Raw genomic sequence first — 26,403 nt, 5'->3', positions numbered from 1 at the left:
ACAACGAAGGGCGGGTCGACTTCGCGGGCGCGCAGTTCCGCGCGGCCTCAGGCCCGGTCCGCGCCCGCGAACTCGCCGCGGTGCTCCCCGCCTCTTACGCAACCGGAGTGCGAACAGGAAGTTGTGGATCTTCCAACCGCGCTCAGGACGCGGTCCGGCTCATGATGGTGTCGAAGACTTTCTCCGTCTCGCCTTCCATTCCGATGTCGAGGCGTTGGTTGACGCCGCGGAGGGTTTCGTATGCGGCGCTGACTCCGGCGCGGTTGCCTGCCTGGTCCTCGATGAGCATCTAGTCCTGGTAGAGGATTTCGGCGCTGTCGTCGATGTCGAGTCCGCGTGTGACGGCGTGGCGGGCGGCTGTGAGGTCGGGGCGCGGCGCGGTGCGGTGCGGTGCCAGGTCGCGAGTGTGTGGGCGACGTCGGTGATGCGGACGAGCATTTCCTGGATGCGGGCGGCGGCCCAGGCCAGGTCGGCGCCGCCGAAGGGCCGGCCGCGCACGAGGTCGAGTGCCGCCTCCAGGTCGGCGATGCCGGCGCCGGCTTCTGGGCCCTTGGCGAGTCCGCGTTCGGCGAGTTGGGTGAACCGCGTCCAGTCGCAGCGGGCTGTGGGGGAGAGGCGGTAGGTGCCGGTGCGGTCCCGGGGCAGGAAGGGGTTTCCGTCCAAGTCGGTGCCCAGGCGGTTGCGCAGTTCGGAGATGCGGGACTGGAGGGTTGCTTTGGTCCAGGGCTTGCGTGGGTCCATGGCCTCGCGTGCGGTGTCGCTGCTGATGCCGGGCTTGAAGTACAGCAGCGCGGCGAGCAAGGCGAGTTTGAAGCCGTGTCCGGAGGCCTCGATGCCCGCAACGGTGACGGGGCCGAGGACCTGAATGTCGGGGGCGTGCAGGTCGAAGGCCCCTGACGCTTCGCTTTCCCCTTCCTCGGCTTCCGCGGGCACCTGTTCGGCGAGTGGGGGCACAGCTTCCGGACTGGGCGTGGTGGCGGTGCCTTGGGCCAAGTTGTCTTCGGTGGCCTGTTGTGGGGGCGGCATGATGCGCAGGGATGTGGTGGCGGTCAGTGCGGTGAAGGGTGTGTCCGGGACGGCGGTGGGCGAGGCGGGCGAGGTGGGGGAGTGGCCGGGCTGGTCGGGGGCGGGGACCTGCTGCCAGGGGCCTTCGGCGGGGCGGGCGGGTTCTTCCGCAATGTTCAACACGCCGACGAGGTCCTGGTATTCGCCGTCGGTCATCGACTGTACGAGGACGTCGGTGTCGAGCAGGTCGAGGCGCTGGGGTGTCGCCGATCCGACGGTCAGACGTTCGGCGTGGGGGAAGGCGTGGCGGGTGCCGCGGGCGGGGAGCACCAAGGCGAGGGGCAGGGTGCGGGCCGCGGCGAGGGCGTCCGCGAGGTGCTGGGCGTCGTCTGCGGCGGCATCGGCGGCGCAGATCAGCAGCCACGGAAGAGGAGTCGTTTCGTCTTCGTCGGCGGGGTTTTGGTGGTGTTCCAGGAGGAGTTCGCCGAGGTCTCTTTGCGCGGCGCGTAGGTGCGGTACGGCGCGCAGGCGGCCCTGGGGGAGTCGGGTGGGCAGTTCGGTGCCGAGGCCGATGGTGAGGATGTCGGCGCGGTCGCTCCAGCTGCTGGTGGCGGTTTCCAGTGCGATGGCGCGGGCAGCGTCGGGGTCGCCGTCCAGGAGGAGCACGCGGGCGGCGGGGAGGTTGAGGAGGAGCGCTCCTGGGCTCGCCCCACAGCGGCTGCCCGGCGGCAAATTGGATCAGCATGATGAGCGTATGACCGAGAGCGAAGCGGATCTGCTGGCGTTGCTGCGTGAGCTTGATGATCCTGAGTGGCTGGAGTGGCCGCAGCACTACGACCGTGCCGAGACCGCAGCCCCGCTTCGGTGGTCTGCTGACCCGACTCGAAGGCGACTTCGGAGCTCGCTGCACGGATGAGCAGGACACCCAGGACTCCAGCGAGTACGGACGCCTCGTCGTGCCGGCTGACGCGACCGTATGCGGAACCCGGATCGTCGTCTGCGTGAGCAAGTTCGGCTCACTGGCGCTGGTATGCGCGGACAACCCAGGCGCCTTCCTCGGAACGGGGGAAGCTCAGGCCGAGGGGGAGCTGGACGGCGCTGACCTAGACATTCAACCGTCCCCCACAGCACACCTGCCAGCGACTATTTATGCCGCCAGTCACCAATTGAGATGACGTCTAAATGTCAGTGATGTCAGACCGTTTGGTACTCGTCTGGCAGAGGGGCAAGGATACGGGCCCATCCTCCCGTCGAGTCGCCTGATTGCAGCGAGGACGCCCGCTGCGAAGGTGCCAGCCCGAAGGTAAAATGAAATTATCGGGGTTACGGCCCGCCACGGGAAGTGGCTGCGCCATAGACCGGATGAGCGATCCCTACAGCCCGTTCAAATCTCTGAGCTGCAAGGCGTATGGGGAGCCTTGAGCCGCTGGATCTCGCTGGAATGGACAACGCGCCGATCCACTCTTTTTGGACTTTCGTGTTTGTTGTGCCCCAGTCGGGCGACGATTCTTTTTAGGAAACATGCCGTCCGCCGACTGTGGAATTTTGGCTAAGGGATTTCATGTAATCCCCGGCAGGCGTGCGAGGACAGCTACGGCACCTCGCTGCGTTATCGACCGTACAAACACGTCCAAGATGAGTAATGATCCTCAGTCTCGCGATGTACCGCATCTGACGCCGCGCCACCGGTGATCAGGGGCAGCTCTTAGGCAAGAGAGTAGATGAGAGGCGTCTCATGGTTTCTACTAAGAAGTGCACTCCGCGCATCGTAGGTGTGTCGGCCGTCGTCGCTCTGCTCTTGGGAGCAGGCGGCGTGGCCAACGCCACGGCTCTGCCGTTGGCACGCGGTGGCCCAACGGCGGTATACGCGGTGGACAGGTCGGTGCCGCCGCCATCACCCAACACGCCGAACACGCCGAACACGCAGAAGGGGACGGATCCGTGTGATGTCCAGGTGTGCACGGACTATCAGCGGTTCCCGAGCCTGCCGCCGCAGAAGTCGGTGCCGAACACGCCGAACACGCAGAAGGGGACGGATCCGTGTGATGTCCAGGTGTGCACGGACTATCAGCGGTTCCCGAGCCTGCCGCCGCAGAAGTCGGTGCCGAACACGCCGAACACGCAGAAGGGGACGGATCCGTGCGATGTCCAGGTGTGCACGGACTATCAGCGGTTCCCGAGCCTGCCGCCGCAGAAGTCGGTGCCGAACACGCCGAACACGCAGAAGGGGACGGATCCGTGTGATGTCCAGGTGTGCACGGACTATCAGCGGTTCCCGAGCCTGCCGCCGCAGAAGTCGGTGCCCAACACAACGAACATGCCGAACACACCGAACACGCCAAACATGTAATGAGGCTCGCGGCGTAGGCGCAGGTAAGAATCACCGTGGGCTCAACCTCCACACCCACCGCGCACATTGAAGGACCCCTGACGAGCAAAATCGGTCGGGGGCCTTCGCCATGCCCGTTGACTGCTGGTGACCGCGATTCTCCGTGAGTCCCCGGTCTATCGGGCACGGATGGGGCACGAGCCTCAGCTGCCCTGAAATCACAGATAGCTGCCCGGAGTGCCGGCGCACTGTTCCAGCAACATCTCTCGAGTCTTGAGGCGCCTGCTCTAACTTGATCTTTAACCTGTGCGGCGTGGTCGTGGGGTCGTTGACTTCTTTGTTCGCTGTTTCGCAGGTTGCGTTTTGCGGGGTGTGTGCACGTCGTGGCGGGGTGTGGGCCGGGTGTTCTTTCTGCGTGGGGGTCGTCCGGGGCCGGGGCTGGAGGGTTTCGGTGCTTGGGCTGGGCAGCTGGCTTTGGGGCGGATGTGCCGGAAGTCGCGGCGGACTCGGGCGGGGGTGAGCCTGTTCGGCGGGGTTGGTCTCTCCCAGGGGCGACGCAGGTCGGCCGCCAGCGGTCGTGCGAGGCGTAGTTGGGTGTAGGCGGCGAGGATGAGCCAGGTCCATCGGTCGGCTGCCTCGGGGGTGCGGATCTTTGGGGAGGTCCAGCCGAGGGTCTGTTTGAACAGGCGGAAGGTGTGTTCGATGTCGAAGCGTCGCAGGTATGCCTGCCAGAGACGGTCGGCGTCTGCCGCAGTGGCGTCGATGCCCGACCATCACAGCCAGACCGGCTTCGGTGTTGCTCCGCTGGGCAGGTGGCCGATGTCAAGGCGGATCACTGTCCCTTCGACGATGGGAAGGGTGCCGTCGTCGGCTGCCCAGGAAGAGCGGTGGGTCAGCTTGGGGTGCAGCCGGTCCCAGGAGCGGGCCCTGGTGGTGCCGTAGAGACGTGTGTCGGTAATCGTTTCGGTGTCCGGGGTGCCCCAGGTGTCGGGCTGACCGAAGACGAACTCGCCGCCGTGCCGGGGCGGTCGGCCCTGAGTGTGGGGCAGCCGGGGCGGGACAGGCCTGCGCAGAACGCGGTCGGATCGCATCCTGGCCAGCACCTGGACCGGCAGGTCACCCAGGAGGAAGCCGAGGCGGGGTGCGTCGTATCCGGCGTCCGCGACGATGAGGATGTCCGGGTCGCCTGTCTGCCACTGTCCCGCTGCGATCAGCCGTTGCAGCAGATCGCGCAGTTGCCGGGCGGTGACGGTGGCGGTGTCGTCTCCGGGCGTCAGACGCAGTGCGTCCAGCGGTGCGGTCCATGAGCTGCGGCCCGGCTCGAGCGCGCAGATGATCGAGTAGGGCCAGCCGGGGACCGGGATGTGCTGGTCCTTGCCCCGGCCGTATGTGTGGCACAGGATCCGCTGGGGTGAGGTGTGGGCGTCGGGCCGCAGCCAGCAGGTGACATCGATGGCCAGGACCAGCCGGCCGTCAGCAGCCCGTGGCAGTGGCACTTCGGCCAGTGCCCGCCGCAGTCGGCCGGCATCGATGCGTCCACGGGCCACCGCCGCGTAGAGCCCTCCATGTCCGCGGCGGTGTTCGCCCACCAGCGACAGCTCGGCCAGTGACCTCACCGGCCCGTCGCCGCACAGAACGGCATCAGCCAGCTCGAACAACGCGTCCGAACGGGCGGTCAGGCAGGAGTAGAACTCGCCCCGGAAGCATGACAGTTGGGCCAATGCCTCCGACCGGGCGTCGTGATGCAGCAGACTCATTCTCACGGCCTTCGTGCTGGACGTGTGTGTTCCTTGGTCGGAGCACATGTTCAGCCGAAGGCCGCTTCCGCGTACGCCAGTTACCGAACCGAGTGATCAAGTTCGACCCGTCATTCGACGACGGACGTTAAAGATCAAGCTAGGGCGTGTATCGGAAATGGATCTCGAACGGTGCGGCGAAGGTTCAAATCACGGTGGGAGATGTCGGTCGGCACCGTGGGCCTATGTGCGTACGCCGATCGTCAGTCCCAGATGAGCCTGCCGTCTTGAACACGTCCAGCAGCGCGCTGCTCCCCCGCGGAAATCTGCGCCATGAGGGCGACCATCTGGCTGAACAGAGCGGTCAGTGACTCGTGAACTCCGAAAGATGGCTCATCCCCATCGCCGAATGAACCGATCTGACCGCTACGCGCATCCAGGAACTTGCCGTAACAACTTTCATCGTCCGAGATGATCGGAATCCACTGCTCATGCCAGAAGGGAAACTCCGGATCGGGGGACGGGTCGTCGCGCTCGATCTCCATCTTGAAGTGGTACGTCCGCTCCATGGCCGCGAGTCCCAGCAAATCGCGGTTGTTGCCGGGCACGACCCCCTCCGTGACACCAACAGGGCCGTTGTCGGCCCCGGAGGCCAGGAGCCACGTCCGAAGGTCGGCCGGGAAAACGACGCCCATGCGCTTCTCTGCCGCAGTGATCGCTGCCGGCGGAGCGGGAGCGAGAACCGACGATGCAGTCGTCGGTGCATTCGTCTCCAGCCAGTCCACCAGTCGCTGCCACGCCAGCTGCACGTCCCCCATGGCCATTCCTCTCTGAACGTCTACCTCACGGCGCACCCTACGGTCCGGCAGCGAATCGTCCCCCATCCGTCACTCAAGATCCACTTTCGATACACGGCCTAGGACGAGCAGGGTGACCACGGCGAACTGGCCACCGGCAGACTTCAGGAAGCGATGCCAGTTCACGCGCCGAGCGTTCATGCCCCACCATTCTCCGCTGGCTTCATTCACGAGTAGTGCTGTCGGTTGTTCACGGGTTTGGGAGGCACCCAGATCCACGGTCGGGTGATGTTCACGAGTTTCGGGTTCTGGCACAGATCTTGGGGAGTCGTCGCGGAGCGTTACCTCGACGTTCGATTGCGAGGAGACGGGCTCGTGTGAGACGGCGTACGCCTTGTCATCCCACGGACGGAATTGACGCTCCCTCAGGTGTCTGCCGATTGCTGCTGCGGTCGGTTGCGGACGGTGATGGTGCTGGTCAAGCAGACCGATGCACCGTTCTGGGGCTCGCTGGTGTTCGAGGGGATCGATGATGTGGATGTCGAGGCGGTTACGGCCGCGTTCGGCACGGTCGAGGTGGTGGCGATAGGCCGCGCGGCCGGGGCTGCGTGTCCGGACTGTGGCCGGTCTCGGGACGGGTCCACGACCGATACCAGCGCAGGCTGAGGGACCTTCCACTCGCTGAGCAGGGCTTCGTGATCCGGCTGACGGTCCGGCGCTTCATCTGCGGGTCGGCGGACTGCCCGCGCCGGACGTTCGCCGAGCCGTTCTCCCGGCTGGCCGCCCCGCACGCACGGTTCACCATGCGGCTCAACCGTGCCCTGGAACGGGTGGGGCTCGCGCTGGCCGCGCGGACCGGCGCCCGGCTGGCTGCCCAGCTGGGCTTCGGAGCTGGCCGGATGACCTTGTTGCGCAGGGTCATTGCATTGCCTGATCCCGCGTTCAGCACGCCGCGTGTGCTGGGCATGGACGACTTCGCGATCCGTCGCGGCCAGACGTACTCCACGGTCTTGACCAGCGTCGAAGACCATCGCGTGGTCGATGTGCTCCCGACGCGTGAAGCCGGACCGCTGGCCGCGTGGCTTGTCCGTCACCCCGGCGTGGAGATCATCTGCCGGGACCGGGCGGGCGCCTATGCCGAGGGTGCCCGCCGCGGTGCCCCTGATGCTCTGCAGGTCGCTGACCGGTTCCATCTATGGCAGGGCCTCGGCCGCGCCGTGGAGACCTGCGTCGCCGCCCATCGCGACTGCCTGAGCAATCCTTCGCCCAGTGGCACCCTGCCGGAGGCCACCCGGCTGGCTTCCAGTCTGCCGCAGGACGACTCGGTGCCCGTCGGACGGCGGGCCGAGCGGAAGAAGGCAGCACATGCCCTGGTCCACGAGCTTCTTGCTCAAGGTCACTCACGCCGGGCGATTGCACGGCACCTGGGCTGGGGTCTCAACACCGTGCTCAGATACGCGAACGCCGCGAACTGGCAGGACACCATCCGCGAAAACCGGCCCCGCCCCCGCAGACTGGACCCCTACAAGCTCTACCTGGAGCGACGCTTCGCCGCGGGATGCACCAGCGTCACCCAGCTCCACAGCGAACTCGTCGCCGACAACGCGCCCGTCACCTACCAGATGGTCCGCGCCCACATCGCCACCCTCCGCAGGACTCCCGCCGGCACGCCACCCCGAACTCCGACGGTGCGTCAGTTGACCGGCTGGCTCACCCGACACCCCACTGCGCTGAGCGAGGAAGACCGGGCCGGCCTGAAGGATGTCCTTGCACGCTGCCCTGAACTGGACACAGCCGCCGGACACGTCCGCGACTTCGGCGAGATACTCACCGACCGCCTCGGCTCCACACTCCCCACCTGGATCGACGCAGTCGATGACAGCCAGCTCCCCGGTCTCACCGGCTTCGCGCTCCACCTTCTGCGGGACCTTGACGCCGTGATAGCTGGGCTCACTCTCGACTGGAGCTCCGGCAGCATCGAGGGCGCCGTTAACCGCATCAAGAAGATCAAGCGCCAGCTCTACGGCCGGGCCGGATTCGAACTCCTCCGCAAGATGATCCTGCTCCAGTAACACTGCGCGAGCAGCCGCCCACCCGTGGCAGGATGGGCTCATGTTGATCCGAAAGGGCGATGCCGCGTAGGCGTCCCAAGGCCGTCCGCGCAGAGCGGTGGCGGCCACGATGGCAGTGTTCGGTCCTAAGAGTCCGCGGTGTCTCCGCGCGGACTCGTACAGCGATCCGCCGGGTCGAAGACCAGGAGATGTGGCCCAACGCGGTCGCCAATGCGCTCTCGCGTTTCGAGCGAGCTTTTAACCAGCCGGGACGCTATCTGGACGCCTCCGAGTTCGAATCGCCCGGGGTGGGAGATGCCCGTGATGACCTCGAGTGGGCGATGCGGCACCTTCCTCCCGGAGCACAACGGGACTTGGGCCGACTGATCACACGCATCGATGAGGAATTCGAGCGCCGCACCCTGCCCGACCCCAACAATATTGAGTTGGCGGTGTTCGGCTGGTGGTGGACCAGAATGCAAGAACGCTGACGGGCCCCGGACCCGCGCCCTCAATCGAACGACACCGTCACCCTCCGCGACGACTCCCCAAGATCTGTGCCAGAACCGAGTTTTGACAGCGCTGGGGCATGGGCGGCTACATCTCATCTGTGCGCGGGCGACGACATGGTAGAGGACGGCCTGCCATCGCGTTTCGTACGGGCGCTGCGCCGCTCAGTCAGCGACCGCTGCGGCGGCCAAGATATCCGACGCGGGTATTCTGCTGCGGGAGTTGCAGGTGGCAGGGGCGAGCGGACGCAGTTTCAGCAGGGGGCAATGTGGTGCGTGTGCTTAAGGCGGTAGTCCCGGTCCTCGCCCTGGTGGCGGTGGTGGCGGGGTGTTCCTCGTCCGAGGGCAGGGACGAGGAACGGCTGACCACGCAGCGGGAGAACTACTGCACGCAGCTGGGGGCGTGGCAGGAGGCGCGGAACGCGGCGGGCACGGACACTCCGGAGCCGTCCGGGTACGACGAGGTCGGGGCGGTCGCTCAGGACGCCTTCCTCGCGATGCGACCGCTCCGGGATGAGCCCGTTGACGGAGGCCGCACCTTAGCGGAGGCGACGGTGGCAGCGATGAACAACCGTGACTCCGAGGCGGAGGGGCGCGTCGTGCAGTACTGCGACGATGTCGGCTTCGAGATGCTGACCCGCTAGTTACCTGAGTCAGATTCTCTGGTGTGGTCTCCGAACGCGTTGCCCCATAGATCGTGTTGAGCATCGGTTTGAGTGAGCGGCCACGGTCGGGTGAACGTCAGCTGAGATCGGCATGCGCGATCTTCCGCGGGCTGGTGGGAGAACCGCTTCGGTGCGGTGAACGGCGGCCCGGAATATAAAAAGGAGGAGCCTATGCGTGGGCTGTGGTGGGCGGCCGGGAGCGGGTGCGTCCTGGCGGCGTTGGGCGTGGGCCTTTGGCTGGGATTCATGGACGAGGGGCATCCGTTCGGTGACGCGCGGGCCTGCCAAGGGAGCGATGTTCCGCTGCAGCAGGAGCTTGATGTCGTACGCCTTGCTCTGCCCGCTGGTGCCGAAAATGTCCACTACGTCACGCACTCTACGGCGGCGGCCGGAGGTGTTCGGCTGGCCGTGGCGTTCCGCAGCACCTCGCAGGCGATGCAGGCGTATCTGCGGGAGAACAAGATCGTGACAGAGGGGCAGCGCAACCTCAACGACGGACGGTTCGAGCTTGGTGACGTCGGTGCCGCCCCGTCGAGTCTCGGGCTGTGTGGGAATGTGGCTCAAATCCAGGCGCCTGCCGTACTCATCGACAAGCAGCGTGAGGCGCTGGACGGCCAGGAAGAGATCGTCGACATCGCCCTCCAGCTGAACCCTGCCGATAGGGCGGGCAGCATCCGACCCACGGCGAGCGTCCTCCTCACGGTCATGGAAAGCTCGCGGCCGTGAGGAGAGCCGGCGTCAGAGGCATCGGCAAGTATGCCGACGCCCGACCAGCCCGGTTCGTGCCCATCGGATTGGCCTGGTCGCAGGGCCGCTGCGGGGGCCGCATTCTCCGGTCGGCTGGATCGGCAAGTGCGCCCTGATTGGGGGCCGCGCCGGTCACGGCGCAGGGAAGCGGGCATCGACGGCTCCTCCAGAGTGGGATTGAGGCTGTGCCGTCACTCTTGGCCCGCCCTCTCACCGTCCCGCTTCCCAGCACTGGCCTGACGCCGTCACGGGGCCATAACTCCTGCAGTGGTGAGCGGCCGTGGGCCTGGTGGTAAGCGTGGTGGTAAGTGGGCCAGGCCGTGGTGAGTTCGGACCGCGCACACTCACCAACCCCAGGTGGGGGAGTCGACCTTGGCCTTGACGTCGGGGAACTGTTCGAACAGGTCGGCGATCCCTTCCGTTCTCACGGCACTCTGGTCGTGCATCCGGCCGGGACACGGGTCGGGCTCGGAGAGGTGACCGGCCGGGTGGTGCCGGACATGCGAGTTGTACCAACCGTTTGACACAAACCCCTACTGGGCCGCATCTTGTACTCACCGCTTGATACAAGCGGTGAGTACAAGTGCGAGCACACGGGGGTTTCTCATGCGCGAACTCGGCACCGTCCCACGCCCGACCGCCACCGACCGCTATGCGCGCTGGGCCGGGCTACTCGTCGGACTCGTCGCCGCCCGCCTGGTCGGCTCGAACGACGGCCTCGGCGTCGGCATCCTGTACGCCATCCCGGTGTTCGGGCTCTGCGCGGTCGCCGGCGTCCTGGTGGGCGACGCGCTGACACCGCCGCCGCGGGGAACCGTCCGCACGGCCGGTCTCGCGCCGCGCCGCATTCGCGACTACGTGCCACCGCGCATGACCCTGCTGCTCCTCGCCGAGGCCGCCGTCCTCGTCGTCCTGCTGGCGGTGGCCGCCGTGGTCGCCTCGCCCGACGACATGGGCCGCGCCGGGCGCTCCCTGACCGTGACCTGCCCGGACGGAAGCACGGCGAGCACGAGCCCCTGGCCGGGCCTCTTCTACGGCCTGCCCATCCTCGCCGCCCTCGCCGTATCCACCACCGCGTGCGTCTGGTCCCTGACCCGGATCGCCCGCCGCCCCGGCGACGAGCAGACCCGCCGCGACCGGTCGCTGGCGATCGTCGCCGCATGGGGGCTGCTGGTCTCCGCGCCCCTTCTCGGCGCCGCCTCGACGGCATCGGGCGCGCTGATGGACATCGGCTGCGACGGCACGGTGGGGCGCCTCGCGAACTGGGCACTGTGGCCCACGGCCCTGGTCGCCCTCGTCACCGTGCCGTGGTGTCTGTTCACGGTGATCGCGCCCAAGGCAGGGGTGCGCCGGTGAACGGTCCCGCCGTCCACGTCGACACCGCGAGCCCCGTCCCGCCCTACGAACAGATCCGCGCCCAGCTGGCCGCACTCATCACCACGGGCCGTATGCCGGAGGGGGAACGCCTGCCGACGGTGCGCCAGCTGGCGGCCGACCTGGGCCTGGCGGCGGGCACGGTGGCGAGGGCCTACCGCGAACTGGAGGCGGCGTCCCTGATCTGCACCCGTCGTGGGGCGGGGACACGGGTGGCCCCGCTTCCGGCACCGACCCGGACACCAGACCCGGCCAAACTGGCGGAACTGGCCCTCCGCTTCGTGACCGAGGCCCGGGGCCTGGGCGCGGACGGGGAGACGGTGCAGCGGGCGGTACGGGACGCGCTGGACGAGTAGCGGCTGTACGGGGGGCGGGCCCTGCAACCGCCGGCGCGGAGGGGCGACGGTGCCGCCGCGGCCCTCGTCCCGCTTACGACGCACCGAAGCCCAGCGCAACCTCATCCACGGCATCGAGACACTGTCCTGGGGCTTCCCCGAGGAAAAACCCGAATACAGGGACGCCCACCCTCAGTTCGCGCTCCTGGCCACCGGAGCCTCGCCGCGAGTCCAGCTCGAGAACTGGCTTCACGACACCGCAACGCTCTACCTCTTCCAGGTCCGCGGTGGCTTCTACGAGGGCCGGTCCTGGCACTGGCCCGACGAAGAGGCCGAGCGACGACTGAAGTACCCCCAGCGCTTCGGCATCGAACCCCTCGCCCGGCTCGAGAACATCCCCCTGGGCCCCAAGGGACCGCTCACCGAAGCCGGCAGCGACGCCATCCGCCGCTCAGGCACCGACCGGGGCATGGGCAAGCTCGTCCAGATGCCCGCCCAGCGCCTCCTGGAGCTCGCCGGGATCCCCTTCGACCCCGACGAGCCCGAAGACGTTCCCCTGGACAAGTCGCCGGGCTTCACGGCGGAACAGGTTGAGGGCAAGAAGAAGCCTCAGCGGCGCCGCCGCGGCGCCGGCTACATCTCCGACCCCAAGAAACGCAGAGCCATCGAACTGCACGCCGAGGACCACGCGATAGCCCACTACGAGAAGGACGGCTGGACGGTCGAGAGGCTGGGCAAGCCCTACGACCTGCGCTGCACCCGCGGCGCGGAGGAACGTCATGTCGAGGTCAAGGGCACCACGGGGGCCGCGACGAGCGTAGAGCTGACGATCAACGAGGTCCTGCACGCCAGGGACAAGGACAACACCGTCGACCTCTACGTCGTCAGCGACATCAAGGTCGACACCCGCACCGACCCGTACACCGCCAGCGGCAACAAAGTCACCCTCTTCACCAACTGGGAGCCGGCCGAAGAGGACCTGAGGCCCCGCAAGTACGAATACCGGCTCCCCGACACCACCAACTGAGCGCCCACGGCACCGGGCACTGTCAGAGCCGCCTGCGACCTTGTACCGTGCGCGAGGACATCGGGCGGCCTGATGACGGCTTCGAAGTCCGCCTCGCCCTCACTGACAGTCCAATACCCAGCAAGGTACGCACCGCGCGGATTGCCTCGGCCAGATCTGCAGTCGTGAGGATGGCAACTGTAGACCCGGACAGGATCCGGTTCACGCTGCACCAGCACACGGGCATCACGGGTGCGACCGCCGCTTGGAAAGCTCGAGCGAGAGTCGCCCCGGACGCCGCCTAGGGCGAGGGGCGAGCCCTGGCGGTCACTGGGGGAGAGGCGCAATGATCAGGCCTATGCGGATTCTTCTCCTTGGCGGCACCTGGTTCCTGGGGCGCGCCGTCGCCGAGAACGCCTTGGCGCGTGGTTGGAGGGTCACGACCTTCAACCGCGGCCGCAGCGCCCCTGACCTGCCAGGGACCGAGCCGGTGCACGGCGACCGCACCAGTGCGGACGACCTCAAGCGGCTTGCCGGTCACGGCCCGTGGGACCTCGTCGTCGATACCTCGGCCTCCGAGATGGCCCCCTGCCAGGTCCTCGACGGCACGCGCGTGCTGGCGGCAGAGGCGGAGCGGTACGTGTACGTCTCCACGGTCAATGCCTACCGGGGATGGCCGCACGAGCCCCTCACGGAGGACAGTCCCGTCTATGCGGCGCCGCCGGACGCGTCCCGTGAGTACGGCGCCGGCGGCGGTGTGACCGTGCACTACGGCATGCAGAAGGCTGGATGCGAGGCGGCTGTGTTGTCTCAGTTCGGGGACCGGGCGACGGTGCTGCGTCCGGGCGTGATCCTGGGTCCTGGCGAGTACGTGGGGCGCTTGCCGTGGTGGCTGAACCGGGCCAGGCGGGGAGGCGCGATCCTCGCCCCGGGCGAGCCGGGCACGCACGTTCAGCCGGTCGATGTCCGGGACGTCGCCGAGTTCGCGCTCACGGCAGCGCCCGGCGCCTACAACGTGGCCGCGCCGCGTGACCGGGACACCATGCGTGACCTGCTGATGGCCTGTCTGGCCGTCACCGGCAGCCGCGGGCGCCTGGCGTGGGCGCCGGACGAGCTGCTCACCGCGCACGGTGTTCGGGAGTGGACCGAGCTCCCGCTGTGGCGTACGGCAAAGGGCACGTGGGCCGTCGACAGCACGCGCGCGCAAGCTGCTGGGCTCGTGTGCCGTCCGCTCGCGCAGACCGTCGCCGACACCTGGGAGTGGCTCACGTCGGGGTCGGTGCCGGTGGAGCATCCGCGCTGGGATGACCACGGCATCGACCCCGACAAGGAGATGCGCATCGTCGCCGAGCTTCGTTAGCCCTCTATGGCCAGGCGGCTGCCGGGCAAGGGCCGGGCGGCCGCGCGGGCGACGAAGTCCTCGATCTGCTCAGCCAGCGTCCGTGCTGCGGGCGCCTGTTCGAGCTGGGGCCGGGCGAGCTCGCCGCGCAGCTGGGTGACCCGGTCGACCAGGCCGATGGTGCGCCATTCCACGGGGGTGGCCAGCACCGGTTCCAGGGCTTCGTCGGCGCCGTCGAGTTCGCCGCGCAGCAGGCGGGCCCGTGCGAGGTCGACGGTTACCTGCATCTGCACCGGCCGGTCCGCGTTGGGATCGTCGTCGAGCAGCTGCAAGGCGTGGAGTGCGGATCGCTCGGCGCGATGTGAGTCTTTGAGGACGAGGTACGTGGTGGCGTGGCTCATCGCGGCCCGGGCGGGCCCGAAGGCGAACTCGCCGCCCACGTCGTCGTGCAGCTCGTCGCGCACCTCGGGGCCGGGGTCGAGTGCCTGCTGCACGGCGCGTTCGGCGTCGCGGGGGCGTCCCAGGTGCGCGTAGGCGCGGGCCTCGATCGCGGACAGCCGCATGTGTCCCGTGGCGCCGACGCCGCCGAACGATTTCGCGATGTGGATGTTGCGCATGGCGGCCGTCGGGCGGCCGTCCCAGTAGGCCAGGTACGCCAGTACGCCGTGCGCGTAGGCCTGGAGCGGCCCGTGCTCGATGGTCTGCCCGTACATGGCGGCGGTGCGGGCGAACTGGGTTGCTGGACCGAGCACGCCGAGGTCGAACGCGGCCACCGACAACAGGGACCCGGCCTGCCCGGCCGCCAGGTACAGGCGTTCTTGTTGCCGGGGCCGCTGTGTGCGCTCCAGCTTGTCCTGCACGTCCAGCAGGAGTTCTTCGGCGCGGCGGAACGCGGCGACGGGGTTCGTCGTCTCGTAGTCCTTTGCCAGCGTCTGCACGTCGTCGTCGATCTGGTCCAGCGTCATGTCCGGTAGATGGGCCGAGGCGGCGTTCCCGGCATGGGCGGCGGCGTCACGAGCAGTCATGGCGATATCGCTTTCGTTGAGCGCTGGTTGCAAGGTGACCGCTGCCTGCTGGATGGGCGCGAATAACTCCAGCACCGGCGCTCCGAATATCCTGTGCAGGATGAGCGGCGCCGGCGGGTTCGGCGCCCGACGCTGCTGGCCGCTTGTCCACCGTCTCCACGTCGGCTCGGAGACATCCGCCGACCGGTAGCGGGCGTCATCGCGTTCGTCGCCGATGAGCCGACCGATTCTGCGGTACTCCTTCGCGGCCTCCGCGTACGTCCACGAACGCGCCAGGACCAGTGAATGAAGCAGATTGCGTGGCTGCTGCGACATGAGGTCCTCCTGACGGACGCGCCCCGGTGGTGACAGCCGGTCAGCATCGTGAATATCGCCCGACCAGACTGCCCGGGAACCGTTCACGATGTAGGTGATACCCACCTGATAGCCCGTCTGGATTCGTGAGACCCAGGTGAGACCCCGGGTGGATGGTGCCGTTCCTGTCGCGCCGGGAGGCTTGTGGGCCAAGCAAGCCAGTCCAGACGAGGGGGCGCCGTGAGCATCGTGGACTCACACCACGCCAGATCGCGTGAGGGCACTGAGCCCGGCGACGGGCAGGAGCCGATCGACTTCCGGGCGGTGCGGGCCGCTGTCGCGGGGGTCAACGACACGCCGCTGGCCGCGCTCGAACGCGCCGGGATCGACGAGCGGACCCGGTGCATGGCCGCCCATGTGCGGCGCATGATCCGCGAGGACGGCCCGGGCCGCCCTGCGTACGCGACGTCGATCTTCCGTGCCGCCTACCTGGTCCTGGACTCGCCGACCAGGCCCACCACGCTCGACTCGGACTGGGCTGCCTGGAAGTACCTGCAAAGCCTCGCCTACAGCGCCGCCGCACTCGCCGAGCTGCTCGATGCGGACACGGCGTGAGGGCCCGCATCCGGATCATCGAGGCACTGATCACTACCGTCCTCGCGGTCGCCGCCATCGGCGCGATCGGTATCGCCTTCTGGCACAGCCTCCCCTGAGCCTCCGTCGCGCCTTGGTACAGGAAGGCCGAGACGCGGCGGGCCGCAAGATCCCGCTCCCCGGGCATTGCGCAAGGCATTCGGCACCCGGGGAGCGGGCCCCTGGCACCATCCACTCAACCCCCACGGAGGATCCGATGACCACTGCCACCATTCCGTTCGCCGCGCGGGCCGCGGCCCCGCCCTGCCTCGTTGCGACCTCGATCAAGGGCGTGAGGTGGAACGAGGAGCTCCAGATCAACCAGCAGGAGGACGGCAGCCCTTGGCACACCGGGGACATGGCCGCCTCGACGACGGACACCAACCTCGACGGGCAGGGCGACGACGTCCAGGACCCGTACTTCGCGTCCGCGTCATGACCGCCGCCGCCCGCCCGGTGCTCGTGGTCGCCGAGCAGCTGGACGCGTCCGCCGACATGGTCGTCGACCAGCTCAACCAGCGCGACGTCCCGGTCATCCGCTTCGACGCCGCCGCCTTCCCGCAGCAGCTCACCCTCACCGCCGCGCATGCAGACCGTGAGGCGGGCTGGAGCGGGATCCTCGACGACGGGCGCCGGACGGCGCGGCTTGAGGACGTTAGGGCCATCTACTGGCGGCGGCCCGGGCGCCCCCTCATCGCGGACTCCGTTCCCGAGCCCTACCGCACGTGGGCCCAAAACCAGGCCGATGCCGCCCTGCTGAACGTCCTGGCGGCCCTGCCGGGCGTCCCGTGGATCAACAACCCGCACGCCGACCGCCTCGCCGCCCACAAGCCCCAGCAGCTCGTCGCCGCGACCCGTTGCGGGCTCACCGTGCCGCGCAGTCTGGTCACCAACGCCCCCGCCGCTGCACGCGACTTCGCCAAGCAGATCGACGCTCCGCTGATCTGCAAGCCGGTCCTGGGCGGCCGCCTGCCCATCGAGGAGGGCCGCGCCCTGATGGTGGCGACCCACCACGTCGACCCGCTCGACTTCGACGACAGCATCCGCCTGTCGGCCCACTACCTCCAGGAGGCCATCGCGAAGGCCTTCGAGGTACGCCTCGTCGCCGTCGGCGACCGCGTCTTCGGCGGGACGCTGCACACCACGTCCGCCAAGGCCGCCACGGACTGGCGCACCGACTACGAGCACATCGAGTACGGCACGATCACCGTCCCCGACGACATCGCGACCGCGGTACGCCGCTTCCTGGCGTACTACGGCATCGTCTTCGGCAGTTTCGATTTCGCCGTCACGCCGGCGGGACAGTGGGTGTTCTTCGAGAACAATCCCGCCGGAACCTGGGCCTGGGTGGAGAACCGCACCGCCCTGCCGATCGCCGCCGCGCACGCCGACTACCTGCAAGGAGTCATCGAATGAATTCCTGGCCGGACACCGGTACCTCGGCCGCCCTGCGGCAGAAGTACGCCACGGATCTTGCCCTGGAGCGCGACGGCGAGTGGCTCCAGGCGTTCGCCGACGTCCCGCGGCACGTGTTCGTGCCGCGCTTCTTCACGCAGGGCACCGACGCGGCATGGCAGCCCGTGTCCTGGGGCGACGTCGGGTATCTGGAGGCCGTCTACGCCGACGTCGCGCTGACGACCCAGCTCGACGAACAGGGCATCCCCACCAGCTCGTCGAGCCAGCCGTCGGTGATGCTCGCCATGCTGGAGGCCCTCGACGTCCACGACGGCCACCGTGTCTTCGAGCTCGGCACCGGAACCGGCTACAACACCGCGCTCCTGTCACACCGCCTCGGCGAGGCACGCGTCACGAGCGTCGACGTCGACCCCGGGCTGGTGGCCGCAGCGATCGGCCGCCTGAAGCAGGCAGGCCACAGCCCCACCCTCGCGGCCGGCGACGGTGCACTGGGCTACCCGCGCCGGGCCCCCTACGACCGCATCATCGCCACCGCAGGCCTGCACGCCATCCCGCCCGCACTGCTGGAGCAGGCCGCCGAGGGCGCGGTCATTGTCGCCCCGCTCGGCTACGGCATCATCCGCGCGCAGGTGACCGCCCCGGGGCACGCCACCGGCCGCTTCCTGCCCACCCCCGCCCACTTCATGGCCCTCCGCGCGGCCTCCACGGCGCCCGATCTCGACGCGGTCCGGGGCGAGAATCCCGGCAGGACTTCCGTGGCGCCCCGCGACGTCCTGGAGCGTCTGAAGTTCCCTCTGTCGCTCGCCCTGCCCGGCTACACCTCGTGTACGTGGAAGGACGACCACGGACAGGTCACGGCCGTCGGCCTGTGGACCGAGGACGGCTCCGTCGCCACCGTCGACACCACCGGCACGGTGCGCCAGAGCGGTCCCCGACGCTTGTGGGACCGCGTCGAGGAACTCGCCGCGACCTTCACCGACAACATCGCCCGTGATGACTTCCTGCTGACCATCACCCCGACCCGGCAGACCGTCACGTACCGAGAGACAGGCGGCCCGGGCTGGCACCTACCCACGCTCAGCCGCTGAGCCATCCCTGAACCCCGCCGGTCCGCGCCCCCCGTAGCGGACCGGCGGACGGAGACCGGGCCCCTGCACCCGTCGGAGGTGCAGGGGCCCGGGCATACCCAGAGGGCCGCGAGCCGTGGCGGGTGGTGGGCGTACGGTCGAGACGTGTGCGTTGACGACCTTCCGGAGGAACCCGAGCAGGCACCGCCGTGGCGGCCCGAGGACGGACCTGCCCCGACGGCCCACGCCTGGCCATACGACGGTAGGACCGCCCTGTTCGTGCACGTCGGCGGGAATGGCGGTACGCGTCCGTCACACAGCGGGACACATGGCGCGACGGACGCATCGCCTATCACGTGGCGATCGACGGGGACGGCTCGCTGAGCGTCGTGCACCGGGCGTGCTGGTGGGGCCAGCCCGGCATGCAGGTCGCCCACGGACCAGAGGAGAGGGCTGGGGAGGCGCCGTTTCCTAGGCCCCCTCGACGACGTGGGCCGCGCCGCCGGCGCCTTCGCCGCGCTGATGAGGCCCACGCGCGCCTCGACCAGCTCCGGACCGGAAAGACTGCCCCAGAACTGGTGAGCGGTCACGGCCGTGGCGCGGCGCATGGCCCCTGCCATCAGTCGCGCGACCTAGGCAGTCTCCTGCCCCGTGTAGCCCTGGGTCGGGGGCCGCTCGATGTCGTGGGGACCATGGCCGGTCCGGAGCCACTCCGCGCGCCGGTTGCCACACAGCTTGCATCCCGGACGGTTCTTGCCGGTCATGGAGCCCAGCCGCGGGGAAACGATGGCGCCGCACCCGGTACAGCGCCTCTTCCACGGGAACGCAGACCCCGGATACGGCTCCAGAGGCTCTAGGCCCGCCGCCCGCATCACTGCGGCGGCCTCCACAGGGTCATGACGCATCGTCTCGTTGGCCTTGCGCCGGCCGCAGGGCCCGCAGCCGCCCTGACCCCTGCGGATGGAGCCCAGCGTGGGGGGTGCCGGGAGCGCCGCAAGCCAGGCAGCGAACGGCCCACGGGGTGTCCACGCCCGGGGGAGCGCGCGGATCTGATCGAGGGGACTGGCTGTGGAGGGCGGCGGGCACCTGACAGCGAACCTCATACGTCACATGCGTATCAGCTGCGGCGTTTCGGCCAATCCCTCTCGTGATGCCACCCGCACAAACACAAGGGCTCAGGTGTTCGGAACGGGCGCATCCCGCACGCCCTCGGCGAACCCGCTTCGTCCAAAACACGCGTGTTCGATCCACCCCGCCCCGTCGTTGACCAAGACACCATCACAAAGCACCAACCCATCTGCATTTAGGCGCAGTTGGGCACCTTGCGGCACCAGCTGTGCTGCACCACTTGAGGAGAAATATCGCCATGAATTGCACCCCTGCCCCCATGCATCAGCCTGCCGAAAACGGACAGCGCCCTGCCGCCGAGCTGCCCAGCACCGGTCAGCTGCGCGCCGCATCAATTCCGGATACGGGGTGGGCGGCATGAGTGAGCCCACCCATGTCTCAGCCGACAGCGTTCCAGGACCGCGCACCACCGCGGGGCCGTCCGCCCCCTCTGCCGCTGCAGCGCCAGGCGACGCCGTTCCACCCGGGCAGCAGATGCGCTTCGTCGACGTGACCGGCAGCCGCGAAGCGGCCGGACGCTCGATCCGGATGCGCGACATGGCCCGCCGCCTGCCCCAGTTGGTGCGCCGCTCGCTGGCCCTGGCCTGGCGCGTCGACCGACGGGCGACCGTCGGCCTTCTCCTGTGCCAGCTGATCACCGGCGTGATGCAGGCCCTGGGCCTGGTCGCTATCGCCGGTACCCTCACCGCCTTGCTGCGTGACGGTGACGTCTACCACCGGCTCCTTCAGGCGTGGCCCTCCGTCGCTCTGCTCGCCGGGGCCGCCGGTGTGCGCGCGCTCCTCGGCATCACCGTGAACTGGCTGTCTTCCCGCCTGAGTCCGCTGATGACCCGCGAGGCCGAGCAGATGCTGCTCACAGGCTGCGCCGAGGTCGAGCTGTGCGCCTACGACGACCCGGAATTCAACCGCGACCGCGAAGCCGCCGACCGCGGCGCCCAGGTCACCGGCGACCTGATCAATGAGGGCCAGGACCTGATCGCCTCGGCCGCCGCCTTCCTCGCCGGGGCTATCGTCCTGGCCGGGGTGCACTGGGTCCTCCTCCCCCTCCTCGTCGCCGCCAGCCTGCCGCAAGCCGTGGCCCAGGTCAGTGCCGCACGCGTCCGCTACCTGGCCAACCTGCGCAGCAACGGGGACGCCCGGATGCTGTCGGTACTGCGCTGGCACATCTACACCAAGGACGCCGCCGACCAGATCCGCGCCGGCACCATGGCCCCCTTCCTCTCCGGCCGCTACCGCAGCACCGTCGCCCGGATCAACCGCGAGGACCGGTCCGCAGCCGACCAAGGCGCCCGCATGTCTCTGATCGGCGCACTGTGCGGAGGGCTGGGGTCAGCAGTGGTGTGGGCAGCGGTCGTATGGCTGCTCGCCACCGGCCGGATCACCGTCGGACACGCCGGAACGGCTGTCTTCGCCCTGCAGACTGCCGGCATGTCGGTCCGCGGCCTGGTGTCCGTCGGCGCGCGCGCCGTACGGACCGGGCTCTACATGGACGACTGGACCCGCTTCCTGGACAGAGCCGGCGGCTTCCGCATGCGCCGCGGCCCGCACCGGCCCCCGGCGCCGGAGACGATCGAGGTCAAGTCGCTCACCCATCGCTACGCGGGCAAGGACCGCGACGCCCTGTCCGATGTCTCTCTTACTCTGCGCCGGGGCGAAGTCACTGCACTGGTGGGCTTCAACGGCTCGGGCAAGTCGACGCTGTCGAAGCTGATCAGCGGCCTCTACCTGCCATCCGGCGGCGGACAGGTGCTCTGGGACGGAGTTCCCACCGACACCATCGACCCGCAGGCGCTGTGGCAGCAAGTCGCCCTCGTGCCGCAGGACTACGCCCACTGGCCGCTGACCGTGCGCGAGAACGTGAATCAGGGGCAGCCCACCGAGCGGGGCGACGAGGCGGTCCGCGAGGCGTGCCAGGCCGCCGACGCCGACGAGGTCGTCGACAAGCTCCGCGGGGGTCTGGACACTCTCCTGGCCCGCGAGTGGCTCAACGGCGAAGAGCTGAGCGGCGGTCAGTGGCAGCGCATCGCCCTGGCCAGAGCATTCTTCCGGCAGGCCGGACTGCTGGTCCTCGACGAGCCGACAGCCAACCTCGACCCCCGCGCCGAGTACCGCATCTTCCAGCGGCTGCGAACCCTGGCCCGCAACCGAGCCGTCCTGCTGGTGACTCACCGCATGACCAGTGTCGCCATCGCCGATCGCATCGTGGTCCTCGACGACGGCAAGATCGTCCAAGAGGGGACGTACGCCCAGCTTTGCGACCAGGAGGGCCCCTTCGCGAAGTTGCTGTCCTACCAGATCGCCTCCGAGGCCGACGGCGACATGCAAGAGGCTTCCGCGTGAGGGGGCACGGCGCCACCCCCACGCGCCCCGCCGCAGAAGCCCTCCCTACCGCCGCACCCACCCTCGCAACATCTCAAGGTGACGACATGCCGCTCACACGCTCCGACATCCGCAGGACTGCCGAAAAGTACCTGGCCCGCCACCCAGCCGAGCGCGACGCCCTCGCCGGGCTGATCACGCTCCTGAACGGGGCCGGCGACCCGACCGACCGTGCGACGCTGCCCGGACACGTGACGTGCAGCGCGGTGGTCATCGACCGGGAACAGCGCGTCCTGCACATCGGTCACCGGAACACGGGTTTGCTTCTGACCCCTGGAGGCCACATCGAGGGAGACCGGACGCTCCTGGCTGCGGCGCTGCGCGAGGTCTGTGAGGAGACCGGGCTGCAGGCGAGGGATCTTTGCTTGATCCCGCAGTTCCTCGGCTCTCCCATCGACGTCGACACCCACGACATCGACGCCAACCCCTCCAAAGGCGAACGCCCGCATCAGCACTTCGACTTCCGCTATGCCTTCTACCTCAGCTCCGACGAGCATCCTGAGCTCGCGCTGCAGGACGAGGAGGTCGACGGTGCCCAATGGCTCGAGTTGGCCAAGGTGCGCTCGTCGACCCTGCGCAACAAGCTCCTGGCCGCGCGCGCCCAGGGCATGGACGGGAAGCCGGAACCCGTGAACGCCTGCGCGCTGATCCACGACGGGGCCGGTCGCTACTTGCTCCATCTGCGCGACCACAAACCCGGCCTCATCTGCCAGTCGGGGGCGTTCGCTCTTCTCGGAGGCGGCCGCACGCACGACGACCAGAGCCTTGAGGACACGCTGCTGCGGGAGTTGTCCGAGGAGGTGCCCGAGCTCCGCCTTGAGGACGTGAGGCCCTACGCCGTGGAGGCCGACACCAGCATCGACGGCCTCAGCGTCCCCGTCCAGGTCTTCGCCGCCCGGTGGCGCGGCAACGCCGAGCGTCTCGCGCTGCACGAGGGTGTGCTGCTGCGCTGGTTCGCCCCCGATGAACTGGACCGGCTGCGTCTGAGCCCCGCCACCCGGGACCTGATTCACCGGCACGCGGCCGAGAACCCCCCAGACACCAACCAGGCCGCGGCTCCCGCCGTGTGGGACGGGGGCAGCCAGACGGTGCTGAATGGCATCGGAGTCCACCTCCACCTCGAAGACGCCGAAGGCCGGGTACTTCTCGGCCTGCGCCACCCCGAATCAAAGTACGCGGGCGACACATGGCACTACCTCGCCGGCCGATGCGAGCAGGAGTCCGCCCTCGCCTGCCTGGTCCGCGAGGCGAGAGAGGAGGCCGGCCTGGTCATCGACCCCGCGGACGTGGAGCTCGCGCACGTCGTCCACGTCGTCGACACCCCGGGCTCGCTGCCGTTGATGCAACTGTTCTTCAAGGCCAGCCGGTGGGAGGGGGAACCGAAAGTCCTTGAGCCCGACAAGTGCCTGACGTGGAAATGGTGGCCGCGACACGAGCTGCCGGACCGGATCGTCTCCTACACCCGAACGGCCATCGCCGCGATCGCCGAAGGCCGCCCCTACTCCCAACTCAGTTGGTGAGCAGGGTGAGCACACCCATCGTGGAGAGGGCCCGGCCCGAGCCCAGGCGCGCGGCGCGGAAGGGCCTGGAGGAGCCGGGGGTGCACTGTGATGCCCCGTGCTGAGACTCCATCCGCCTCCGGCACCTCGCTGTGGCGGCACGGGGACTTCCGCCGGTACCTGACCGGCCAGGCCGCGAGCGTGACCGGCAGCTCGATCACGCAGATGGCGCTGCCGGTCCTGGCCGTGCTCCATCTGGACGCCACCACCGCCCAGGTCGCCTGGCTGGCGTTCTTCGGACAGCTCCCGCCCGCGCTGCTTGCCCTGCACGCCGGCGCCCTCGCCGACCGGCACTCCAAGCGCCGGCAGATGATCACCGGTGACCTGGTCAGCGCCACGGTGCTCGCCACCGTGCCGCTCTCGGCCGCGCTGGGCACCCTGACCCTGTCCCAGCTCATGATCGTGGCCGTGGTTCAGGGAGCGGCGAGCGTGCTCCATGACGCGGCGGCCATCAGCCTGCTGCCCAGCCTCGTCGAACGGTCCTTGATCCAGCGGAGCAACAGTCGCGTGGGCGCACTGTTCGCCGTCGCTGCGACCGCCGGAAGCCACTTCGGCGCCGCGCTGACCGCGCTCCTCGGCCCCGCTCGGGCCCTGCTCGGCGACGTCGTCTCCTACCTGATCAGCGTCGTATGCACCGCCCGCATCCAGACCGCCGAACCCGCCCGCGCACGCGCGGAGACCCGCCGGCTAAGCCGCGAGATCGCAGAGGGCCTGCGGTACGTACGCGGCGACGAGCGGCTATGGACCCTGACCCTGGTCAACGCCACGACCTCGCTCGCCCTCGGGCTCCTCAACACCCTGTGGGCCCTGTATCTGCTGCGGACGTTGCAGATCAGCGCGACAGCGTTCGGCGTCGTCCTGGGAGCCGGCGCCCTCGGCGCGGCCACGGGAGCCCTGACCGCGCCTGGCCTCACCCGCCGCTACGGGCCGGGACCGATGATGCTCACCGCCCTCGCTATGACCCCGGCAACTCAACTGCCCCTGCTGCTCGCCTCTCCCGGCCTCGCCTGGCAGACCGTGATCGGAGGTGCGCTGTTCGTGCAGCTGGCGTGCGCCGGAGCGGCCGGCACCACGCAGCGTTCGATCCGGCAGATCGTCACGGAAGCTTGCATGCAGGCCCGCATGCAAGCAGTCAGCACCTGTCTGACCTCGGCTGCCCGCCCACTAGCGGCACTCCTCGCCGGAGGTCTGGGCGTGTGGGTGGGTGTCCGTCCCGCGCTGATCACCGGCGCGGCTCTCCTCACCGTGCCGTTCGCCGTCCTGACGTGCTCGCCCCTTCGAGGTCTGCGTCACATGCCCGGCCACCCGTCCTCGCCTTCTGACGCCGGGGACTCCGCCATGTCCGAACAGTGCACCCCACCAGTGCTACCGGGGCCGTCGCGCCCCGGAGCAGCCTGTACGGGCGAAGGAGAGGCCCTGTGACCCCGGGCACAACCCCCAGACGACGGTCACCGCCAATCCTCAGGCGGTCCAGGCCACGTCAGGCTGTGGACGCGACCCTCGGGACGGCTGCGGCTCCCCAGGACGAATCGGACATCGCAGCCATGCGGGCGGCGATGGTCACGCGAGTCCGCGACGCGGGCGATGTACGACCAGGCCCTGTGAGTGAAGCGCTGCTGGCGCTGCCCCGCGAAGTGCTGATGCCGCAGGCGTACGTGCGGCGCACTGCGGACGACGAGGAACCGCGGCGTTGGGACGTCTTGGACTGGGCCATACCAGCCGACCGCGGTGAACTCGCCCAGGTGCCCCGGCCCCCGTCCTATCTCCGAGGCCAGGCCGCACGCGTGTAACTCGTCGTCACCCACCCCGACCTCCGGCGTCGCGGGTACGCCCGAGCCGTCGTCGCCGCGCTCCTGTACCAGCTCACCGCCGAGGACACCACGCTCTTCGAGCTGCACACCAGCCCACAGGCCTCTCTGCTGGCTCCCGGGGATCCTTCCATGGGCGTCCGGTGCGCGCCATCGCTCAACTCCACCGCTCCGCGCGGGGGCCGCGCCCTCGCTGTGGGCGCGGCCTGAGAGTCGCCACTGACAACCGGGCTGGGCCAGGCCCTCACGAGCCAACTGCCCGCCGATGCGGCCAGTCAGCCAGCGCGTCACCAGACGGTCGTCCAGACACGCGCAACTTGAGCGCTGGACAGAGCCATAGGTACAGGGCCGAACGGCCCGATGGCGTGAGGGTGCGTATTGAGGAAACCCAGGTCGACAGCGGGGGCGCTCCATCACAAGTCGCGGCGTCAGGCGGTCCGTTGCCACATCTGGAGGGGCGGCTGCGCGGCCTGAGATGGATGGCCATGACCTCGTAGGATCGAACGGTGACTCAGACCCGGATGCAACGATCGACGCGACGGCCTTCCCACTGTTCGTGGAACTGGGACCGAGCATGATGCTGCTACAACCCGTGCCGCGTGACGCCGTATCGGGACTGGACGAGGCCTATACCGAGGCCTCGCTCGACGGGACAACAGGCATCCAGAGCACGGGAACGACGATCGACGCACACTGGCGGGTCGCACCGGACCACGCCCAGGTGCTCCTCGTCCTCAAAGGGCGGCAACCGAGCACGTTCGACCTCTCGGTGCGTTTCGGCGCGCAGGAGCCGGAAGAGAAGGAGTTCTTCCTCGGGCTGGCCCACCATGAGGAGACGAAGGGCCCGGTGAGCCTGTCGATCTACCCGGACAAGGAAGGCGTCGTCCGCGCAGCTGCCGCGCTGCAGGCCGGGGACGCAGACCTCTTCTCCAGCCTGGGGGCCGGTGTCGAGAGCGCGATGCCGTGCCGAACGCTCAAGCGGTTGGCTCGCCAGCCGAGGTGACCTCGCTCTGATCCGTATCTGCTCACCGGCGGCTTGTGACCTCGATCGTCTACGCAGCCGTTGACCTCCGTGATAGACCCTGGGTCGTTACGAGGTGGAGCACGATGGTTAGTGAGGTCAAGTGCCAGAGCGACGACCGCGGTTGAGGGTCCGGCAAGTCACTCCGCGCCCCCCTATGGCCGCCACCAACCGGATACG

General features: G+C 68.8%; 23 protein-coding genes and 1 pseudogene. 19 read left to right on the top strand and 5 right to left on the bottom strand.

What is annotated here, in order from left to right; genetic code table 11:
* Positions 1-159 precede the first annotated feature (159 nt).
* Positions 160-1,737 (bottom strand): AfsR/SARP family transcriptional regulator, encoded by a 1,578-nt coding sequence (locus OHO83_RS00260; protein ID WP_266681948.1) that lies wholly within the window; start codon positions 1,735-1,737, stop codon positions 160-162.
* A 1,081-nt stretch (positions 1,738-2,818) separates the two neighbouring features.
* Between OHO83_RS00260 and OHO83_RS00255 the strand changes: the two genes are divergently transcribed.
* Complete coding sequence (locus tag OHO83_RS00255) at positions 2,819-3,355, top strand: hypothetical protein (protein ID WP_266681950.1); 537 nt, start codon at positions 2,819-2,821, stop codon at positions 3,353-3,355.
* 278 nt (positions 3,356-3,633) lie between these two features.
* Here OHO83_RS00255 and OHO83_RS00250 read toward each other — a convergent pair.
* The 3 genes and pseudogenes from OHO83_RS00250 to OHO83_RS00240 form a co-directional block, all read right to left on the bottom strand.
* Positions 3,634-5,091, bottom strand: a pseudogene (locus tag OHO83_RS00250) (NF041680 family putative transposase).
* A gap of 242 nt (positions 5,092-5,333) precedes the next feature.
* Positions 5,334-5,888, bottom strand: a complete 555-nt coding sequence (locus OHO83_RS00245; RefSeq protein ID WP_266681952.1) for an SMI1/KNR4 family protein — start codon at positions 5,886-5,888, stop codon at positions 5,334-5,336.
* 69 nt (positions 5,889-5,957) lie between these two features.
* Positions 5,958-6,146, bottom strand: a complete 189-nt coding sequence (locus OHO83_RS00240) for a hypothetical protein (protein WP_266681954.1) — start codon at positions 6,144-6,146, stop codon at positions 5,958-5,960.
* 186 nt (positions 6,147-6,332) lie between these two features.
* Between OHO83_RS00240 and OHO83_RS00235 the strand changes: the two genes are divergently transcribed.
* From OHO83_RS00235 to OHO83_RS00195, 9 genes are all read left to right on the top strand, one after another.
* The gene (locus OHO83_RS00235) at positions 6,333-6,533 is read left to right on the top strand and encodes a hypothetical protein (protein WP_266681956.1); all 201 of its coding nucleotides are present in this window, start codon (positions 6,333-6,335) and stop codon (positions 6,531-6,533) included.
* On the top strand, positions 6,476-7,939 hold the full coding sequence (locus OHO83_RS00230) for an ISL3 family transposase (protein ID WP_266681958.1): 1,464 nt from the start codon (positions 6,476-6,478) through the stop codon (positions 7,937-7,939). The genes OHO83_RS00235 and OHO83_RS00230 overlap by 58 nt, the downstream gene beginning before the upstream one ends.
* 188 nt (positions 7,940-8,127) lie before the next feature.
* Positions 8,128-8,409, top strand: coding sequence for a hypothetical protein (locus tag OHO83_RS00225; RefSeq protein ID WP_266681960.1), 282 nt, complete (start codon positions 8,128-8,130; stop codon positions 8,407-8,409).
* A gap of 296 nt (positions 8,410-8,705) precedes the next feature.
* Positions 8,706-9,071: a hypothetical protein gene (locus OHO83_RS00220; protein ID WP_266681962.1), complete on the top strand. Its 366-nt coding sequence runs from the start codon at positions 8,706-8,708 to the stop codon at positions 9,069-9,071.
* 267 nt (positions 9,072-9,338) lie between these two features.
* The gene (locus OHO83_RS00215) at positions 9,339-9,818 is read left to right on the top strand and encodes a hypothetical protein (protein ID WP_266681964.1); all 480 of its coding nucleotides are present in this window, start codon (positions 9,339-9,341) and stop codon (positions 9,816-9,818) included.
* A 627-nt stretch (positions 9,819-10,445) separates the two neighbouring features.
* Positions 10,446-11,195: a hypothetical protein gene (locus OHO83_RS00210; protein WP_266681966.1), complete on the top strand. Its 750-nt coding sequence runs from the start codon at positions 10,446-10,448 to the stop codon at positions 11,193-11,195.
* A complete protein-coding gene (locus tag OHO83_RS00205; protein ID WP_266681968.1) occupies positions 11,192-11,569 on the top strand; it encodes a GntR family transcriptional regulator in 378 nt (125 codons plus the stop codon). Before OHO83_RS00210 ends, OHO83_RS00205 begins: the two co-directional genes overlap by 4 nt.
* A gap of 49 nt (positions 11,570-11,618) precedes the next feature.
* Positions 11,619-12,575 carry a protein NO VEIN domain-containing protein gene (locus OHO83_RS00200; RefSeq protein WP_266681970.1) on the top strand — a complete coding sequence of 319 codons (957 nt, stop codon included), beginning with the start codon at positions 11,619-11,621 and terminating at the stop codon, positions 12,573-12,575.
* A gap of 337 nt (positions 12,576-12,912) precedes the next feature.
* Positions 12,913-13,914, top strand: coding sequence for an NAD-dependent epimerase/dehydratase family protein (locus OHO83_RS00195; RefSeq protein WP_266681972.1), 1,002 nt, complete (start codon positions 12,913-12,915; stop codon positions 13,912-13,914).
* Here OHO83_RS00195 and OHO83_RS00190 read toward each other — a convergent pair.
* Complete coding sequence (locus OHO83_RS00190) at positions 13,911-15,233, bottom strand: hypothetical protein (protein ID WP_330278393.1); 1,323 nt, start codon at positions 15,231-15,233, stop codon at positions 13,911-13,913. The genes OHO83_RS00195 and OHO83_RS00190 overlap by 4 nt on opposite strands.
* Positions 15,234-15,452: 219 nt before the next feature.
* Here OHO83_RS00190 and OHO83_RS00185 point away from each other — a divergent pair, with 219 nt between their 5' ends.
* The 9 genes from OHO83_RS00185 (at position 15,453) to OHO83_RS00145 (ending at position 26,205) form a co-directional block, all read left to right on the top strand.
* Entirely contained in the window at positions 15,453-15,827 is a 375-nt protein-coding gene (locus OHO83_RS00185) for a hypothetical protein (RefSeq protein ID WP_266681976.1), read from the top strand.
* A 235-nt stretch (positions 15,828-16,062) separates the two neighbouring features.
* Positions 16,063-16,284: a hypothetical protein gene (locus OHO83_RS00180; RefSeq protein WP_266681978.1), complete on the top strand. Its 222-nt coding sequence runs from the start codon at positions 16,063-16,065 to the stop codon at positions 16,282-16,284.
* Positions 16,281-17,261 (top strand): ATP-grasp ribosomal peptide maturase, encoded by a 981-nt coding sequence (tgmB, locus tag OHO83_RS00175; RefSeq protein ID WP_266681980.1) that lies wholly within the window; start codon positions 16,281-16,283, stop codon positions 17,259-17,261. The genes OHO83_RS00180 and tgmB overlap by 4 nt, the downstream gene beginning before the upstream one ends.
* Positions 17,258-18,349, top strand: coding sequence for a methyltransferase domain-containing protein (locus OHO83_RS00170; RefSeq protein ID WP_266681982.1), 1,092 nt, complete (start codon positions 17,258-17,260; stop codon positions 18,347-18,349). Before tgmB ends, OHO83_RS00170 begins: the two co-directional genes overlap by 4 nt.
* A gap of 1,581 nt (positions 18,350-19,930) precedes the next feature.
* Positions 19,931-21,796, top strand: coding sequence for an ABC transporter ATP-binding protein (locus OHO83_RS00165; protein WP_266682106.1), 1,866 nt, complete (start codon positions 19,931-19,933; stop codon positions 21,794-21,796).
* Positions 21,797-21,882: 86 nt separating this feature from the next.
* Positions 21,883-23,355, top strand: coding sequence for an NUDIX domain-containing protein (locus tag OHO83_RS00160; RefSeq protein WP_266681984.1), 1,473 nt, complete (start codon positions 21,883-21,885; stop codon positions 23,353-23,355).
* A gap of 90 nt (positions 23,356-23,445) precedes the next feature.
* Entirely contained in the window at positions 23,446-24,816 is a 1,371-nt protein-coding gene (locus OHO83_RS00155) for an MFS transporter (RefSeq protein WP_266681986.1), read from the top strand.
* Positions 24,817-24,995: 179 nt separating this feature from the next.
* Complete coding sequence (locus OHO83_RS00150; RefSeq protein WP_266681988.1) at positions 24,996-25,184, top strand: hypothetical protein; 189 nt, start codon at positions 24,996-24,998, stop codon at positions 25,182-25,184.
* A 493-nt stretch (positions 25,185-25,677) separates the two neighbouring features.
* Positions 25,678-26,205: a hypothetical protein gene (locus OHO83_RS00145; protein ID WP_266681990.1), complete on the top strand. Its 528-nt coding sequence runs from the start codon at positions 25,678-25,680 to the stop codon at positions 26,203-26,205.
* Positions 26,206-26,403 lie beyond the last annotated feature (198 nt).

The sequence above is a fragment of the Streptomyces sp. NBC_00569 genome (assembly GCF_036345255.1).
Classification (GTDB): domain Bacteria; phylum Actinomycetota; class Actinomycetes; order Streptomycetales; family Streptomycetaceae; genus Streptomyces.
The sequence above is the reverse complement of the archived record's forward strand: the minus strand, read 5'-3'. Positions and strand labels throughout refer to the sequence as shown.